The sequence below is a fragment of the Microbacterium sp. NPDC087591 genome (assembly GCF_044743625.1).
Lineage (GTDB): Bacteria > Actinomycetota > Actinomycetes > Actinomycetales > Microbacteriaceae > Microbacterium.
Map to the genome: position 1 here is coordinate 979,395 of NZ_JBIUWU010000001.1, position 16,475 is coordinate 995,869.

Annotated in this window: 15 protein-coding genes; 3 read left to right on the forward strand and 12 right to left on the reverse strand. The window is 69.2% G+C overall.

Annotated features, from left to right (window positions below; genetic code table 11):
* Position 1 precedes the first annotated feature (1 nt).
* The gene (locus ACIOVG_RS04615; protein WP_400869512.1) at positions 2-1,333 is read left to right on the forward strand and encodes an ABC transporter substrate-binding protein; all 1,332 of its coding nucleotides are present in this window, start codon (positions 2-4) and stop codon (positions 1,331-1,333) included.
* Between the two features lie 307 nt (positions 1,334-1,640).
* Here the strand turns inward: ACIOVG_RS04615 and cls are convergent, their stop codons facing one another.
* Both cls and ACIOVG_RS04625 read right to left on the reverse strand, forming a co-directional pair.
* On the reverse strand, positions 1,641-3,101 hold the full coding sequence (gene cls, locus ACIOVG_RS04620) for a cardiolipin synthase (RefSeq protein WP_400869515.1): 1,461 nt from the start codon (positions 3,099-3,101) through the stop codon (positions 1,641-1,643).
* A 91-nt stretch (positions 3,102-3,192) separates the two neighbouring features.
* A complete protein-coding gene (locus ACIOVG_RS04625) occupies positions 3,193-3,366 on the reverse strand; it encodes a hypothetical protein (RefSeq protein WP_170198223.1) in 174 nt (57 codons plus the stop codon).
* 124 nt (positions 3,367-3,490) lie between these two features.
* On the opposite strand from ACIOVG_RS04625, the gene ACIOVG_RS04630 reads away from it, so the two are divergent.
* Entirely contained in the window at positions 3,491-4,627 is a 1,137-nt protein-coding gene (locus ACIOVG_RS04630; RefSeq protein WP_400869518.1) for a DUF4192 family protein, read from the forward strand.
* Here ACIOVG_RS04630 and lysS read toward each other — a convergent pair.
* Positions 4,620-6,161 carry a lysine--tRNA ligase gene (gene lysS, locus ACIOVG_RS04635; protein ID WP_400869520.1) on the reverse strand — a complete coding sequence of 514 codons (1,542 nt, stop codon included), beginning with the start codon at positions 6,159-6,161 and terminating at the stop codon, positions 4,620-4,622. The two genes, ACIOVG_RS04630 and lysS, sit on opposite strands and share 8 nt — an antisense overlap.
* Positions 6,162-6,242: 81 nt before the next feature.
* Here lysS and ACIOVG_RS04640 point away from each other — a divergent pair, with 81 nt between their 5' ends.
* Positions 6,243-8,093 (forward strand): DUF2207 domain-containing protein, encoded by a 1,851-nt coding sequence (locus ACIOVG_RS04640; protein WP_400869522.1) that lies wholly within the window; start codon positions 6,243-6,245, stop codon positions 8,091-8,093.
* 30 nt (positions 8,094-8,123) lie between these two features.
* Here ACIOVG_RS04640 and ACIOVG_RS04645 read toward each other — a convergent pair whose 3' ends face one another.
* The 9 genes from ACIOVG_RS04645 to ftsH all read right to left on the reverse strand — a co-directional run bounded on the left by ACIOVG_RS04645 (position 8,124) and on the right by ftsH (position 16,414).
* Positions 8,124-8,816, reverse strand: a complete 693-nt coding sequence (locus ACIOVG_RS04645; RefSeq protein WP_400869525.1) for a DUF2520 domain-containing protein — start codon at positions 8,814-8,816, stop codon at positions 8,124-8,126.
* 4 nt (positions 8,817-8,820) lie between these two features.
* Complete coding sequence (locus ACIOVG_RS04650) at positions 8,821-10,851, reverse strand: PH domain-containing protein (RefSeq protein ID WP_400869528.1); 2,031 nt, start codon at positions 10,849-10,851, stop codon at positions 8,821-8,823.
* Positions 10,848-11,429: a PH domain-containing protein gene (locus tag ACIOVG_RS04655; protein WP_400869531.1), complete on the reverse strand. Its 582-nt coding sequence runs from the start codon at positions 11,427-11,429 to the stop codon at positions 10,848-10,850. Before ACIOVG_RS04655 ends, ACIOVG_RS04650 begins: the two co-directional genes overlap by 4 nt.
* Positions 11,380-11,862 (reverse strand): DUF3180 domain-containing protein, encoded by a 483-nt coding sequence (locus ACIOVG_RS04660; protein ID WP_400869534.1) that lies wholly within the window; start codon positions 11,860-11,862, stop codon positions 11,380-11,382. Before ACIOVG_RS04660 ends, ACIOVG_RS04655 begins: the two co-directional genes overlap by 50 nt.
* Positions 11,859-12,398 carry a 2-amino-4-hydroxy-6-hydroxymethyldihydropteridine diphosphokinase gene (folK, locus tag ACIOVG_RS04665; RefSeq protein ID WP_400869537.1) on the reverse strand — a complete coding sequence of 180 codons (540 nt, stop codon included), beginning with the start codon at positions 12,396-12,398 and terminating at the stop codon, positions 11,859-11,861. Before folK ends, ACIOVG_RS04660 begins: the two co-directional genes overlap by 4 nt.
* Complete coding sequence (folB, locus tag ACIOVG_RS04670; RefSeq protein WP_247629033.1) at positions 12,395-12,790, reverse strand: dihydroneopterin aldolase; 396 nt, start codon at positions 12,788-12,790, stop codon at positions 12,395-12,397. The genes folK and folB overlap by 4 nt, the downstream gene beginning before the upstream one ends.
* Before the next feature lie 167 nt (positions 12,791-12,957).
* Positions 12,958-13,779 carry a dihydropteroate synthase gene (gene folP, locus ACIOVG_RS04675; protein ID WP_400869540.1) on the reverse strand — a complete coding sequence of 274 codons (822 nt, stop codon included), beginning with the start codon at positions 13,777-13,779 and terminating at the stop codon, positions 12,958-12,960.
* Positions 13,776-14,411, reverse strand: coding sequence for a GTP cyclohydrolase I (gene folE, locus ACIOVG_RS04680; protein ID WP_400869543.1), 636 nt, complete (start codon positions 14,409-14,411; stop codon positions 13,776-13,778). Before folE ends, folP begins: the two co-directional genes overlap by 4 nt.
* Positions 14,412-14,413: 2 nt before the next feature.
* Entirely contained in the window at positions 14,414-16,414 is a 2,001-nt protein-coding gene (gene ftsH, locus ACIOVG_RS04685; protein ID WP_400869546.1) for an ATP-dependent zinc metalloprotease FtsH, read from the reverse strand.
* Positions 16,415-16,475: the final 61 nt, after the last annotated feature.

Sequence of the window (16,475 nt, forward strand, 5' to 3'; positions counted from 1 at the left end):
CATGCAGCACACCAAGAGGGCAGTCGCCACCGGCGTCGCACTGCTCAGCGCCATCGCGCTGGCGGGATGCGCGGCAGGCAGTGGCACGGACGGCAGCGCGGATGCTGCCACCTGCACCCCCGCAGACGGCAAGGTCACGCTCGAGTTCACGTCGTGGATCCCCGGCATCGAGGATGTCGCCGCGATGTGGAACGAGGAGAACCCCGACATCCAGGTGAAGGTCCAGACCGGACCGAACGGCAACTCCGGCACCTACCAGAGCTTCTTCAGCCAGCTCAAGGCCGGAAACGCTCCCGACCTCGGCCAGATCGAGTACGACGCGCTGTCGAGCTTCCGCGTGCAGGACGGCCTCGCCGACCTCTCCGCGTGCGAAGACGTCGTGGCCGCCGAGGACGAGTTCATCCCGTGGACCTGGGGTCAGGTCACGCTCGGCAGTGAGGACGGCGTGTACGGCATCCCGCAGGACTCCGGTCCCATGGCGCTGTTCTACCGCTCCGACCTGTTCGAGGCGAACGGGATCGACGTCCCCACGACGTGGGAGGAGTACAAGGCCGCCGCGGTGAAGATCCGCGCAGCCGGTGGCTACATCACCAACTTCTCCACCGCCGACATCAATCAGTTCGCCGGCTTCGTGTGGCAGAACAACGGCGGATGGTTCGCGAACGACGGAGAGAAGTGGACCGTCGACCTGACCGACGACGCCACCACCCAGGTCGCCGAGTACTGGCAGGAGCTCCTCGACGAGGACCTCGTCTCGACCTATCCGGCCTGGACCGAGGAGTGGAACAACGCCTACAACTCCGGCGAGGTGTGGTCGTGGAACTCCGCCGTGTGGGGTGCGAACTCCATCGCGAGCGGCGCTCCCGACACCGCGGGCAAGTGGTCCGTCGCCGCATCCCCGCAGTGGGAGGCGGGCGGCACGAGCTCGGGCAACTGGGGCGGTTCCTCTGTCGCGGTCTTCAAGGGCAGCGAGCACCTCTACGAGGCGACGAAGTTCGCGCTGTGGCTGAACACCTCGGATGAGGCGCTGACCGCGCTGAACAAGTCGGCCAACATCTACCCGGCCACCACCGACGGGCTCAACCTCGCGTCGCTCAAGGAGGGCGTCGAGTTCTACGGCGGCCAGCCCATCTACGACGTGTTCGCCGAGGCGGCGGCGCAGGTCAACCCCGACTTCGTGTGGGGTCCGACCATGACGCAGACGTACGCCGACGTGTCGGACGGCTTCCAGAAGGCCGTCACGGGACAGGGGACGCTGCTGGAGTCGCTGCAGTCCGCACAGGAGTCGACGATCTCGACCCTGAAGGCACAGGCGATCCCCGTCGCCGAGTGATCTGATCCACCACCGCGATGCCGCGGGAGTCAGCCGAGTGCTGGTTCCCGCGGCATCGTCGCATCCGGGGTGCTCCTCACGGCGGGGTGAGGTCTGGGGAGAGGTCGCATCTGGTCGCATCCCTGCGCGTGAGGCGACCATTCGCGACGTGTCTCCGCCAGGAGAGGTCGCGTGTGGTCGCGTGCGAGGCACGGATGCGACAGTTCGCGACGCCTCCCCGCGCGCTGACGCAAACACAGTCCAGCGACAGCCTGCTCGGTTCAGGAGGATGCCGGCCCCGCGCAGGCGCGGCCCCTCGCCCCGCGGCCTACTGCAGGGCGGAGGTAAGCCGGGCGAGGTTGTCGAGCACGGTGGAACGCAAAGGCTGCTGCATCCACTCCTCCAGCGTCAGCTCGCGGCTCAGGGAGCGGTACTTGTCTTCGACCTCGCGCATCTCCGAGACGAACTCCTCTCCGCGGACGAGCATCGATACCTCGAGGTTCAGACCGAACGAGCGCATGTCCATGTTGCTGGACCCGATCACGGCGACCTCGTCGTCGATCGTCAGGCTCTTGGTGTGCAGGATGTACGGCTTGCGATACATCCAGATGCGCACGCCCGCCTTCAGCAGCACTTCGTAATAGCTCCGCTGAGCGTGGTAGACCATCGCCTGGTCGCCCTCCTCCGAGACGAAGAGCTCGACGTTGACGCCGCGATCGACGGCAGCGGTGACGGCCAGCAGCAGCGCCTCATCGGGCACGAAGTAGGGGCTGACGATCATGATGCGGTGCTTCGCCGCGTACAGAAGTCCGAGGAACAGGCGGAGGTTGTTCTCAACCTCGAAACCCGGCCCCGATGGCACGACCTGGCAGTCGAGGTCGCCGGAGCCGATGTCGGCGTGCGTGATGTCGATGCCCTCCAGCACCGTGTCGGTCTCGCTGTACCAGTCGGCGACGAAGATCGCGTTGACGCTCAACACCACGGGACCGTCGAGACGGACCATCAGATCGACCCAGTGCAGGCCCCGCTTGATGTTCTTGGGGAGGTTGTAGGTCGAGTCCGTCACGTTCTGCGAGCCGAGGAACGCCACGATGCCGTCGACCACCAGGAGCTTGCGGTGGTTGCGCAGGTCGGGACGCTGCATGCGCCCCTTCAGTGGCTGCACCGGCAGCATCAGATGCCAGTCGGCGCCCATCGCGTCGAGACGACGGATGGTCTCGCGATAGCGCGGCTTCCATCGGTTCGCCCAGTGGTCCAGGAGCACGCGAACCTCGACGCCGCGCGCGCAGACCTCCTCGAGAGCGCGGAAGAAGTTGTCGGTCGCATCATCGGACTGCAGGATGTAGAACTCGACGTGCACGTACGCCTGCGCCGTGCGGATGGCCTCTGCCATCTCGTCGAGCGACTCCTGGTAGTCCGAGATGAGGTGCGCGCCGTTGTCACCGGACAGCGGGAGCGCCCCGAGCTTCTGGTTCATCTGGACCACCGGACCGAACCACGCCGGCGCATTCGGACGCAGCGTACCGAAGTGGAGGTGCTCGCTGGTCTCGGCGATGTACTCGTTGATCTGGTCCTGCTTGCGACGCCTTGCACGAGGCAGACGGGGGTTTCCGATCAGGAGGAAGAGGAACACGCCGACGAACGGGATGAAGAACACGGCCAGCAGCCAGGCCATCGCGGCGGTGGGACGACGATTCCGCGGGATCACGATGATCGCCGTCACTCGGATGACGAGGTCGAGCAGCAGCAGGAATGCGGCGAACCACCATCCCCAGGTCTCCGCGGTCATCGTGTCCCCTCACCCCTGCGTCGACGATCGCGCCAGGCCGGCACGGGCTCCCGTGCGCTGGCTACACAGTAGCCGATGCGTGCGACGGCGCTCAGGAGCGGGGAGGGAGGCCGCGCGCTGCGCGCTCTTCCGCCTCGATCTGCGCGTGCACTTTGCGCTCGGTGCGGTCGAAGCGGAGGATGCCGCGGACGACCATGAAGAAGACGATGCTGACACCGACGGTCGGCAAGAGCGACCATGCCACTGCGAGCCAGAAGTTCTCCATACCCCCATGGTACGCGGCGTTCGCCCTTCCCGACTCTTCGTCCCCACCCGCAGCGTTCGACCGATTCCATCCACATCGCCCGATTCCGCCCCGCCCGCCCTGCCACCGCCCCGACACTCGGTGCATGACCACAGTTCTCCGCGCTTCAGATTCCGCCGACTTCCTCGGCATCGTCCCTGCCCTCGCCGGATTCACCCCGCGCCGCAGCCTCGTACTCCTGCCGTTCCAGGGCTCTCGCACGCACGGCGCGATGCGTCTCGACCTCCCGTCGGGCGACACCGACCTCGAGGCGTACGCCGACGCGGCGGTCGGCCTCATCGCCCGTGTGACCGGAACGGATGCCGTCGCGGTCGTCGTCTACTCGGACGATGACCCGGAGCAGACCGTCGACGGGCTCGTGCTGCCGGTCGCGGTCGCCGTCGACGAACTGCTCTGGCGCGCGGAGGACGCGGGGCTGCGCATCGTCGACGCCCTGTCCGTGACTCCGGGCGGATGGTCGAGCTATCTCGCAGACGAACCGCGTCTGGGCGATCTCGGCGAGCTCGGGTCGGTGCCGGAGGTGCCAGGGCTCGGCGATGTCGCGGGCGACCAGCTGGCGGGAACGGCCCTGCCGGTCGCCGACCTCGCCAGAAAGGAGCGGGTCGCCCGTGCCCTGAACGAGATCGGCGAATTGCTCGATCACGACGCGATCGGCCCGCTGACCGGCCGCGAGAGTCCGGCGGCGCTCGCAGGCGTCGCCGCGCTGGCCGACATCCCGGCGTTCTTCGAGTCGATGCTCGAGAACCCGGAAGAGGCACTGCCCACGGCGACGGCAGCCCTGCTGTGGTGCCTGGATCGCCCGGTCTTCCGCGATGTCGCGCTCGCGCAGTGGGCCACGGGAATGGACGGGGGAATCCGCACGCTCCAGGCCCAGCTGTCGTTCGCGCGCGACGGCCGCATGGTCTCGGACGATCTCGGAGCCGTGTTCCTGGGCATGGGACCGGCACCCGACGCCGATCGCCTCCGACTCGCGCTCGGAGTGGTCCGGCATGCAGCCGCCGCCGCGCCTCGCGCGTCGCGGCCGGGCCCGCTCACGGCTGCCGCATGGCTGTCCTGGGCTTTGGGCCGCTCCAGCCACGCGGGTCACTACCTCGACCTCGTGCACGAGATCGACCCGGACTACGGGCTGGCCGCGCTGTTGCGCACCATGATCGAAGCCACGCTGCTGCCGGAATGGACGTTCCGGCGCACCGCGACTGCTCCCGAAGACTCGGCTACTTGACCAGCGGGAAGAGGATCGTCTCGCGGATACCGAGTCCCGTGATCGCCATCAGCAGCCGGTCGATGCCCATGCCCATGCCACCGGACGGCGGCATTCCGTGCTCAAGGGCCCGCAGGAACTCCTCGTCGATCGGCATCGCCTCGACGTCACCGCGAGCGGCGAGCTTGGCCTGCTCCACGAAGCGCTCGCGCTGGATCACGGGGTCGACGAGCTCCGAGTACCCGGTCGCGAGTTCGAACCCGCGGATGTACAGGTCCCACTTCTCCACGACACCGTCGATCGAGCGGTGCTCACGCACCAGCGGGGAGGTGTCGACAGGGAAGTCCATCACGAACGTCGGCCGCACGAGGTCGCCCTTGACGAAGTGCTCCCACAGCTCTTCGACGAGCTTGCCATGCGTGGCCTGCGGTGGCACGTCGACGCCGTTCGCCTCGGCGAAGGCGATCAGGTCCTCGACCGCGTCCTGCGGCGTGACGGTACGCCCCGACGCCGCGGAGAGCGACTCGTACATCGAGATGCGGTCCCATTCGCCGCCCAGGTGGTATTCGGTGCCGTCGGCCCACGTGACGGTGGTCGAGCCGGACACCGCGATCGCGGCATTCTGCACGAGTTCCTGGGTGAGTGCGGCCATCTGGTTGTAGTCACCGTAGGCCTGGTACGCCTCGAGCATCGCGAACTCCGGGCTGTGCGTGGAGTCGGCGCCCTCGTTGCGGAAGTTGCGGTTGATCTCGTAGACCCGCTCGATGCCGCCGACGACGGCGCGCTTCAGGTACAGCTCGGGCGCGATGCGCAGGTACAGCTCGGTGTCGAAGGCGTTCGAGTGGGTGACGAACGGGCGAGCGGAGGCGCCGCCGTGCTGCACCTGCAGCATGGGCGTCTCGACCTCGAGGTAGTCGTGCGAGGTGAACGTCGCCCGCAGGCTCGCATTGACGGCAGCGCGGGCGCGCACGGTGGTGCGGGCCTGCTCACGCACGATCAGGTCGAGGTACCGGCTGCGCACGCGGCCCTCTTCGCTCAGCTCCGAGTAGGCGTTCGGCAGCGGGAGGATCGCCTTCGCGGCGATGGCCCAGGCATCCGCCATGATCGACAGCTCGCCGCGGCGGCTGGAGATGACCTCTCCGTGCACGAAGACATGGTCGCCGAGGTCGACGTACTCCTTCCAGTCCGCGAGGGACTCCTCGCCGACGTTCGCGAGCGAGATCATGGCCTGGATGCGCGAGCCGTCTCCGGCCTGGAGCGTCGCGAAGCAGAGCTTGCCGGTGTTGCGGCTGAAGACCACGCGTCCGGCGATGCCCACCACGACACCGGTCTCGGCCCCGGCCTCGAGCTCGCCGTACTCGGCACGGAGCGCCGGGATCGCGTGCGTCACCGGAACGGCCACGGGGAACGCTCCTCCGGCAGCATCCGCGCGCTTCTCGATCAGGCGCTCGCGCTTGGCGAGCCGCACGGCCTTCTGCTCGTGGATGTCGTCGTCACCCGCGCCCGTGGAGGGGTCGTTCGGGTTCTGCTCGGGCGCGGCGGACGCGTCAGTCATGTGCGGGGCTCCTTGAAAAGTCGTGTCCAGTTTACCGAGGTCGCGTACCGCCCCGCGGCGTCGCCTGGGTAGCCTCGAAGTATGGTCGCCACACGGATCGCCCGCACGCTCGCCGCGCTCGCCCTCGCCGTCTCCGGCCTCGCGCTGATGCCGTCCGCGGCAGCGGCCGCCGCACCGAGCCCCCCACCTCTCGCCTCTGCGACTGTCGCCGACGAGGAGGACGTCGATGCCTTCTCCTACGCCTCGTGGGATGCGCGCTACGAGATCGGACTGGACGACGACGGCCGTTCACGGATGCACGTCACCGAGACCCTGGTCGCTCGTTTTCCCGACTTCGACCAGAACCGAGGGATCGTGCGTGGCCTCGCCACCAGCTACGAAGGCGCCTGGACCGACACCACGGTGTTGTCCGTCACCGACGAGACCGGTGCCGATGTGCCGTTCGAGACCGAGACCGACGACGGCGTGCTCTACATCCTCACCGGCACGGACGACTACGTACGGGGCCTGAACACCTACGTGATCGAATACTCGATGCGCGACGTGATCCTGGCCGCCGACAACGGCGTCGATGAGTTCTACTGGGATCTCCTCCCCCTCGACAGCACGCAGGCGATCGAATCGTTCAGCGCCGATATCGTGCTCGATGCCACCATGAGCGGCCACCTCACCGGATCGGCCCGCTGCTATTCCGGGTTCTCCGGCTCCTCCACCGAGTGCCCGATCCAGGGACCGGAGGTCGACGGCGACACCGCGGTGTTCCACGTCGAATCCGGCGAGCGCGCGGCCGGAGACGGGGTGACCGTCGCGATCGGCTTCGATCCGGCAACGGTCGCACAGGCGCCCGCACGGCAGCCGAACGCGATCACCGACATCGGTCCCGCGATCGCCGCGGTGGGCGCGGTGGGGCTCTCCGTCGGCGGCTGGATCGCGGTGACCGCCACCGCGCGACGCCGCCGCACGGCCGACGGCGTCATCGTCGCGCAGTACGACGTGCCCGATTCGATGCCCCCGCTGCTCGCGGCCGCGATCGTCCCGGGTGCGAAGGATCCGATCCCCGCCGAGATCGTGCATCTCGCCGTGCGAGGAACCCTTCGCATCGAAGAGGGCTCGGACGTCGAGCAGCCGCGTCTGCGCCGGCTCCCCGGCACGCGGATCCCCGACCAACTCGATGTCGAAGCGCTCGACGCGCTGTTCGTCGGGGCGGACAGCGACGGCGTCGCCGCCGTCCCCTCGTCGAGCGAGACCTTCGCCGGGCGCATGGCCGCGCTGCAGCAGAGTGGCAAGGCGGCTGCGGAGACCCGCGGGTACACCACCACCGCGCGCAGCCGCAGCGCGATGATCCTGCAGTGGTGCGCGATCGCCGTCGGGGCGGTCGGCCTCGCGATCGGTCTGTCCGGCGTGATCGGCGGGCGCCTTTCCGCGATCCCCGCGATGGTCGCGATCAGCTTCGGAGTGGTGCTCGTGCTGATCTCGAGCTTCTACACGTTCTCGAAGCACACCGTGCTGACGGTCGAGGGGGCCAGGCAGTTCGAGTACCTGAAGGGCGTCGAGGAGTTCATCCGCGTCGCCGAGGAGGACCGTCTGCGCATGCTGCAGTCGTACAGCAGGGCCGAGCGACGCCAGGACGGCTCTGCCAACGTCATCCTCGTGTACGAGCGCCTTCTCCCCTACGCGATGCTGTTCGGGATGGAAGACGAGTGGGGTCGCGTGCTGGAGTACGCCTACTCCGTGGAGCAGCGCGGTCCGGGCTGGATCGGCGACCCGACTGCCCCCTTCGTGCGGGCGCAGCTCGCCGCGTTCGCGATGACGTCGCACCAGGCCGCGACCTATACGGCGCCGTCGACGAGCAGCTCGTCGAGTTCGGGCGGATCCTTCGGCGGCGGCTTCTCCGGAGGCGGTGGCGGTGGCGGATTCTCCGGCGGTCGCTGACCTGCCCGCGCCGCGGTCACCGAGTGCGGATCAGAGGAGCGGCGGCGGGTCGGATGCTTCGCGCAGCGCCCGCTCGACCGTCGACTGCACCAGGGCCGAGAGGTAGCCGCCGGGGTTCTCGACGCCGATCTCCCGCAGCCGCGCCGTCGACTGCCCGATGATCGAGCGGGAGAAGTCCGCAGCGGTCTGGATGGCGTCGGCGTAGACGGCCCGGTCCTCCTCCGCGATGACGACCGGCTCGCATCCCATCTCCACGGCGAGAGCCTGGGCGATCGGCAGCACGGCCGCCGGCGCGGTCACGGCCGCGAAGCTCGCCGGGAGCTGCCGGAGGTCGATCGACGTGCCCGTGAACGTGATCGCCGGGTGGACGGCCAAGGGGATAGCCCCGCGCTCGGCGGCGGGGCGCAGCACCTCGATGCCATGGGCCGGGTCGGTGTGCAGCACGAGCTGGCCGATCTGCCACCCGCCGACCTCGGCGATGCCGGCGACGAGCGACGGCAGCTGGTCATGCGGCACGGCCAGGATGATGAGTTCCGCACGGCGGACGACTTCGAGGGCGTCCAGCACGGGCACATCCGGCAGCACGGCCGAGGCACGCTCGTCATCCGAGCCGCTCGTGATGCCGACGACGGCGTGACCGGCACCGCCGAGTGCCGCACCGATCACCGGCCCGACGCGACCTGCGCCGATGATGCCGACGCCGAGACGTCCGTCCCGCACCATGCGCTCAGTCCCCCGTCGGGGGCGAGACCGGCGGCACCGGGGGCACCGGGGATGCGGGCCGGGCGGGCGGAGTCGCTGGGGGCACGGGCGGTGCCGCCGTCGGAGCAGGCTGCGCGACCGGCGGAGCAGGAGGCATCACCGGCGGAGCAGGCTGCACGACCGGAGGAGCAGGCGGTGCCGCCGGCGGAGCAGGCGGCGCGACCGGCGGAGCGGGAGGCGCGACCGGCGGAGCGGGAGGCAGCACAGGAGGTGCCGGAGGCGCCGACGGAACCGGAGCCCCTCCGAACGGTGCTGCGGGCGGTGCCGGCGGCATCTGGGCACCCGGGATCGGGGGCGCCGGAGCCACGGGATACGCGACCGGAGCCGCGTCCGCCGCCGCGCTCCAACGATGGGTGGTGTCGCGGGCAGCCGCGGCCGCGGCCAGGCGGCTCACGTCATCCAGCAGCGAGAGCGCATCATCCCGCTCGAGTCCGGAGAGCAGTCCCGTGATCGGCCCGGGCGCCGTGTGCACCTGGGCGCCCGAGACGCGCTGCGCGCGATCGATCGGCCCCTGCGACAGCGAGACGCCCTGCAGACGAGCGAGGGGGAACACCGCGAGCTTGCGCCACACGATGCCGCGGCGCAGCAGCAGACCGAACTCCGTGACTGCGAAGCCGTGGCGCTTCCATGACACGGGACGGCGCCACCACGCACGCTTCGGGATCGTGCGATACGGATCTCCCTCGACCGGTCCGAGAACGCCGTGCTCCCAGATCAGGGGGATATCGCTCGCGGGCACGTCGGGGAGGATCAGTCCCAGCACACGCTCGACATCCGGACGCTTGCCGACCGGGAGCACCACGTTGAACTGCTGGGCGCTGCCCGACTGCTGCGCCGAGGCGCTCTTGCCGCTCATCCGGTTGATCTTGATCGTCCACCAGCCGAACGGCCGCCACAGCAGCGACTGCGAGACCTCGACCGCGAAGATGCGTCCGGGCGGAAGGGTCTCGGTGACCGTGGTGAGCAGACCGTAGGTGATGCGCACCCCGTCGGGAGTCGGCGCGATCGAGTACCGCAGCGACTTCGAGATCTGCGCCCACGTGATACCCACGACGGCGATCACGAACGGGATGCCCATGCCGAGCACGAGACCCAGACCGATGAATCCGCTCGCGGCCTGTCCGTCGAGAAGCGCACCGATCGAGATGCCGCCGATCGCGACCGCGACGATGAGCCCGAAGAACACCACCCAGAGCACGCCCGAGATCAGCTGCGAGCCGACCAGGCGACCGGTGGGGATCTTGACGACGCTCTCCGGAGCGACGTCGGCCAGATCGACGCCGGTGATCATGCCGGTGACACCGTCGTTCATCGATCCGACGAGCTGGGCGCGAGCGGTCGCCGGGGCGGCCGGAACGCCGGAGGCCGCATCCGCCGCGGTCTGTCGCGCCGCACGCGCACCCGAGGCGAGGCGGAGGATGTCGGAGCGCACGGACTCGGCCCGTCCGGTCGCCAGGTACTCGAGCTCGACGTTCGCATCGGTGCCGGCACCCACGACCTCGAGCTTGGCGAGGCCGATGATGCGGGCAGGGAACGGGCGGGTCAGGTTCACACCCTGCACGCGGTCGAGCGGGGCACGGCGGTGCGAGCGGAAGACGAGCCCCTTGCGCACCTCGACGTGATCGCCCGTGATGCGGAACTGGTGGAAGCGCCAGATGACCCAGAAGACCAGGATCAGAACGATCAGCAACCCGAGCACGCTGAGCAGCGCGATCAGGATGAGGTTGTTCTCGAGCACCCAGTCGACCGGGTCGCCGCCGGTGTAGTCGCCGTAGTGCGCTTCGGGCTCGAAGAGGTCGACGACCCACGCGATGACTCGGTCGCGCATGTTCGCGATCACGATACCCGCGATGACGATGAGCACCAGCCCGCCCTTGAAGAGCGGGGTGAGCGGGTGCATCCGGTGCCACTCGCCGTCGGCGAGCGTCAGCGAGGCGTCAGCGGGCGCACCCGGCGCGGCGGAGGGCGTCGACGGCGACGGGAACTGCTCGCTCACAGGCCGGTCCGGCGGGTCTCGGCCACTTCGATCAGGGTGTCGCGCAGCGCCTCGGACGCACGCTGGGTGAGGCCGGGGATCTGCACGCCGGTCGTGGCGGCCGCGGTGACCATCTTGAGCTGTGTGATGCCGAATGCCCGGTCGAGCGGCCCCTGCGTGATGTCGACCAGCTGCATGCGACCGTAGGGCACGGCGATCATCCGCTGCCACAGGATGCCCTTGCGGAAGACGATGTCGTCGGCGCGGAGCATGTAGCCGATCGCCTTCGCCTGACGCGGAAGGATGATCAGCGTGATGAGGGTGATCAGGATCACGACACCGGCGGGGATCCAGACCCATTCCTGTGAGAGGACGACGTTGAGCACGACGGCGGCGATCACGACGATGACCAGGAAGATCGCGTTCTGCACGAACTGCGACACGACATAGCGCGGCGAGATCTGGTGCCAGGTGCCGTCGAGCTCCAGGCGGGCCTCATTGCGAGCCGTCCGCAGCTGCGTGTAGGTGCCCTGGTCGAGCGCGGCGAGGTCAGTGCCCTCTGCCGGGTTCAGGGGCGAGGTCTCTGGGTTCTGAGTCATCAGGATCCTTCGGCAGGGTACAGAACTGTTCGGCGATGAGCGCGGCGATCACGAGCACGATCGCGCTCCCGATCAGGGCCAGCATGGCCACTGTCGACCCTACCGGGGGATCGATGGGACGTGACAGCAGGAACACCAGGAGCCCTGCCCCGAAGCCGGCCATCAGCGCGCCGACCAGGCTGGACGCCCGCGCGAGCGTCGCCGCTCGCAGCGCACGGAAGGGATCGATGCGGATGCCGGAACGCACGCTGCGCCGTACCGGCCATGCGACGCCGAGCGCTGCGGCCGCGATCAGCAGCAGGAGCACCGGAAGCAGCAGGGAAGGAGTGAAGGTCGCGCGTCCGCCCGCGGTGAGCAGCTGATCGAGCAGATACCCGCCACCGGCCGCGAACAGCGCGAGCACCACGAGCAGCCCGGCCGATGTGCGTTTCATCCGTCGCCTCGCGCCCGCAGCTCTTCGGCGAGGTCGGCCACGCGGCCGTGCCCCTGCAGTTCGGCGTCGGGGTCGAGATCCAACCAGGGTTCCAGCACGAAGAGCCGCTCTGCCGCCCGAGGGTGCGGAAGCTGCACCCTCGGATCGTCGGAGACGACGTCGCCGTACGTGATGAGGTCGAGGTCGAGCGTGCGGTCACCCCACCGCTGGTGACGCTCGCGCCCGTTCTCGTCCTCGATGGCATGCAGCATCCCGAGGAGGATCTCGGGCGCGAGACGCGTGGTGACCAGCGCGACCGCGTTCACGTAGCCGGGGGCCTCCGGGTCGGGGCCGTCCGGGCGCACGGCGACGGTCTCGAAGAGGTTCGAGAGCCGCACCTCCGTGACGAGGGGAAGGCGGGCGATGCGCTCCGCCGCTGCACGGATGGTCGTCTGCCGATCACCGAGGTTGGCACCGAGGGCGACGACGGCGACCGTCTCGGCGCGGCCCCCGCGGGACGGCGGGATGTTCGGCGGGATCGTCAGGTTGCGGCTCATGCGGTGATGTCCTCCAGCGCGGCAGGCCTGCGCCCTCGGTGCACGGAGACCGCGACATCGGTGAACGTGAGCGGGATCGGGGCGTGCGGCTTGTGCACGGTGACGGTCACGAACTGTACCCGCTGGTCCTCCAGCGCGACATCGGCGATCCGCGAAGCGAGCGTCTCGATGAGGTCCACCGGTTCCCCCGCGACGACGGCGGCCACCTTCTCGGCCAGCTCTCCGTAGTGCACGGTGTCGCGCACGTCATCGGTCGCAGCGGCCTGCTCCAGCGACAACGACAACTGCAGGTCGACCGTGAACTCCTGCCCGTTCTCGCGCTCGTGGTCGTACACGCCGTGTCGACCGAACACGGTGAGGCCGGTCAATGCGATCTGGTCGAGGGAGTCCATGCCCCTAGCGTACGGCGGACCCCCGACCGCCGCGCCTGTTCGCAACTCAGGAAGAGCCGCAGCCCGTGCTCGGCCTCCTCCGCAGGAGCACGCGCGCCACCCGCCGCCCCGCCCGAATCGTCCTGAGTTGTAGACACGCGACCCGCCGGCCGTGACGAGAGGACGGCTCAGCGACCGTCCCAAGCGTGCGTGATCGCCAGGGCATCGCGGGTGGCGGCGACGTCGTGCACGCGCACAGCCCATACGCCGGCGCGGGCCGCGAGGGCGCTGGTGACCGCCGTGGCGAGATCGCGTCTCTGCTCCGACACATCCGCATCGGCGGTCGTCGCGCCGGCCGACTGCCGCAGGGTCTCGGCCAGGAAGCGCTTGCGCGAGGTGCCGATCAGCACCCGCAGCCCGAGCGCGACGATCTCGTCGAGCCCGCGCAGCACGTCCCAGTTCTGGTCCCCGGCCTTCGCGAAGCCGATGCCCGGATCGACGATCAGTCGGGAGGGCGCGATGCCGGATGCGGCGGCTTCGCCGATGCGCTCCTGCAACTCCCCCGCGACCTCTCTGGCGACGCGGCGGTACTCCGCGTGCGCGTACATGTCATCGGAGAAACCGCGCCAGTGCCCGATCGCGAAGTCGGCGCCGGACTCGGCGACCGCGGCGCGCATGTCCGGGTCGGCGAGGCCGCCGGAGACGTCGTTCACGATCCGCGCCCCGGCCCGCACCGCGGCGGCGGCGGTGGACGCGTTGATCGTGTCGATGCTGACCGGCGCACCGGCAGCGACCAGCTGCTCGATCACCGGGAGCACGCGCTGCTGCTCGACGGCCGCGCTGACACGCTCGGCGCCGGGACGCGTCGATTCTCCGCCGATGTCGAGCACGGTCGCACCATCCGCGCGAAGCTGCAATCCCTGTGCGACTGCGCGGTCGACGTCGAGATAGCGCCCGCCGTCGCTGAACGAGTCCGGGGTGACGTTGACGATGCCCCAGATGCCGGTCATCCCTGGAACCCTGTCCCCTGGAACCCTGCCCCCTGGGCCCCTGCGCCCGACGAAGGGCCGATCAGCGCGATGAGCTCGGCCCGCGCGACCGGATCCGTGTATTCCCCGCGCGCGGCGATCGTGAGGGTGGAGGCTTCGGGCTGGCGTCCGCCGCGCATCGTGACACAGCCGTGGCTGGCGTCGAGCACGACGAGCACGCCGCGGGTGTCGAGGTGCTCCGCGATGGTGTCGGCGATCTGCTCGCCGAGCCGTTCCTGCACCTGCGGGCGCGAGGCGAGGATCTCGACCACGCGCACCAGCGCTCCCAGCCCTACGACCTGTTCGCCCGGGAGGTAGGCGAGGTGCGCGCGACCGGCGAAGGGCAGCAGATGGTGCTCGCACACCGAGCGGAACCGGATGTCGCGCAGCAGCACCGCTCCGGACGGGAGGGTGTCGGGCGCGGGACCCCGAGTGACGCTGATGGTGCGCGCCAGCGGCTCCGCGGCATCCTCACCGACCCCGGAGAAGAACTCCGAGTACAGCTCCGCCATGCGTGCAGGTGTCTGCTTCAAGCCGGGCCGGTCGGGGTCCTCCCCGATCGCCTCGAGCAGTTCACGGGTGAGCCGTTCGACGCGACCTCTGTCGACGGCCACGCTCAGGCCGTCGCTGGTCGCGCCTGACCGGCGCCCGCCGATCCCGTCTGCGTGCGCGCGGTCGCGGCCGGCGCCTCGACGGAGGCGGCGAGCGAGACGTCCTTCTTCGGCACCTCGATCGGAGGACGCTCCGAGACCGGGCGGTCCTCGCTCGACAGCCACAGCGGCCGCTCGGGGAGCTTCTTGATCTCGGTGAAGATCTCCGCGATCTGGTTGTGATCGAGGGTCTCCTCCTCCAGCAGTGCCAGGGCGAGTCGGTCGAGGATGTCACGGTTCTCGCTGATCACCGTGTAGGCCTCGTTGTGCGCCTGCTCGATGAGCGCGCGCACCTCGGCGTCGACCCGCTCTGCGACCTTCTCGGAGTACTCGCGACCACGACCCATGTCGCGGGCCACGAACATGTCGCCGCCTTCGGTACCGAGCTTGACCGGACCGACCTGCGTGGTCATGCCGTACTCGATGACCATCTTGCGGGCGATCGACGTCGCCTTCTCGATGTCGTTCGAGGCGCCGGTGGTGGGGTCGTGGAAGATGATCTCCTCCGCGACGCGGCCGCCCATGGCGTAGGTCAACTGGTCCTGCAGCTCGTTGCGGGTGACCGAGTACTTGTCGTCCAGCGGCAGCACCATCGTGTAGCCGAGCGCCTTGCCACGGGGCAGGATCGTGATCTTGGTCACGGGGTCGGTGTAGTTCATCGCCGCCGCCGCCAGAGCGTGTCCGCCCTCGTGGTAGGCCGTGATGAGCTTCTCCTTGTCCTTCATCACGCGCGTGCGCCGCTGCGGACCGGCGATCACACGGTCGATGGCCTCGTCGAGAGCGCGGTTGTCGACCAGCTGCGCGTTCGAGCGAGCGGTGAGCAGCGCGGCCTCGTTCAACACGTTCGCCAGGTCGGCACCCGTGAATCCGGGGGTCTTGCGGGCGACGACCTCGAGGTCGACGCTCTTCGCGAGCGGCTTGCCCTTGCTGTGCACCTCGAGGATCTTCTGGCGGCCCTTGAGGTCGGGGGCGTCGACGCCGATCTGACGGTCGAAACGACCGGGGCGCAGCAGCGCGGGGTCGAGGATGTCGGGACGGTTCGTCGCCGCGATGACGATGACGTTCGCGTTGGGATCGAAGCCGTCCATCTCGACGAGCATCTGGTTCAGCGTCTGCTCGCGCTCGTCGTTCCCGCCGCCCATGCCGGCACCACGGTGACGACCGACGGCGTCGATCTCGTCGATGAAGATGATCGCCGGCGCGTTCTCCTTCGCGACGTTGAAGAGGTCGCGCACACGCGAGGCACCGACACCGACGAACATCTCGACGAAGTCCGATCCGGAGATCGAGTAGAAGGGGGCACCGGCCTCGCCGGCGACGGCGCGGGCGAGGAGGGTCTTGCCGGTTCCGGGAGGGCCGTAGAGCAGCACACCCTTCGGGATGCGGGCGCCGATCGCCTGGAACTTCGCGGGGTCCTGCAGGAACTCCTTGATCTCGTGGAGCTCCTCGATGGCCTCGTCGGCGCCGGCCACGTCGGCGAAGGTGACGGTGGGCGTCTCCTTGTTGACGAGCTTCGCCTTCGACTTGCCGAACTGCATCACCTTGCCGCCGCCGCCCTGCATCGAGGAGAGCAGCCACCAGAACAGCAGCCCGAGCAGCACGAGCGGGAGGAGCAGCGAGATGAAGCCGTCGAACCAGGTGGCGCGCGGCACCGCGTCATTGAAGCCGTCCTTGGGATCGGCGTCGTTGATCGCCGCGACGACCTCGTCGGCCCGGGCATCGACGTAGTAGAACTGCACCTTCTCTGCGCCCTCGAACGCCTTCGACAGCGTCATGTCGACGCGCTGGTCGCCGTCGGTGGTGACGACCTCGGTGACCGTGGTGCCGGCGAGCAGTTTCAGACCCTCTTGCGTGGTGATCTGCTTGGGCGCACCGAGGTTCGAGATCAGCAGGAAGCCGCCGAACAGCAGCAGACCGATCAGCGCCACGTAGATCAGGGGGTTCCTGGTGATCTTCTTCACATCCATGATCGGATCAGCGTATCGCGCCGTCCTTTGCCGCTAGCTGTGATTCGCCCACGGCGTACCC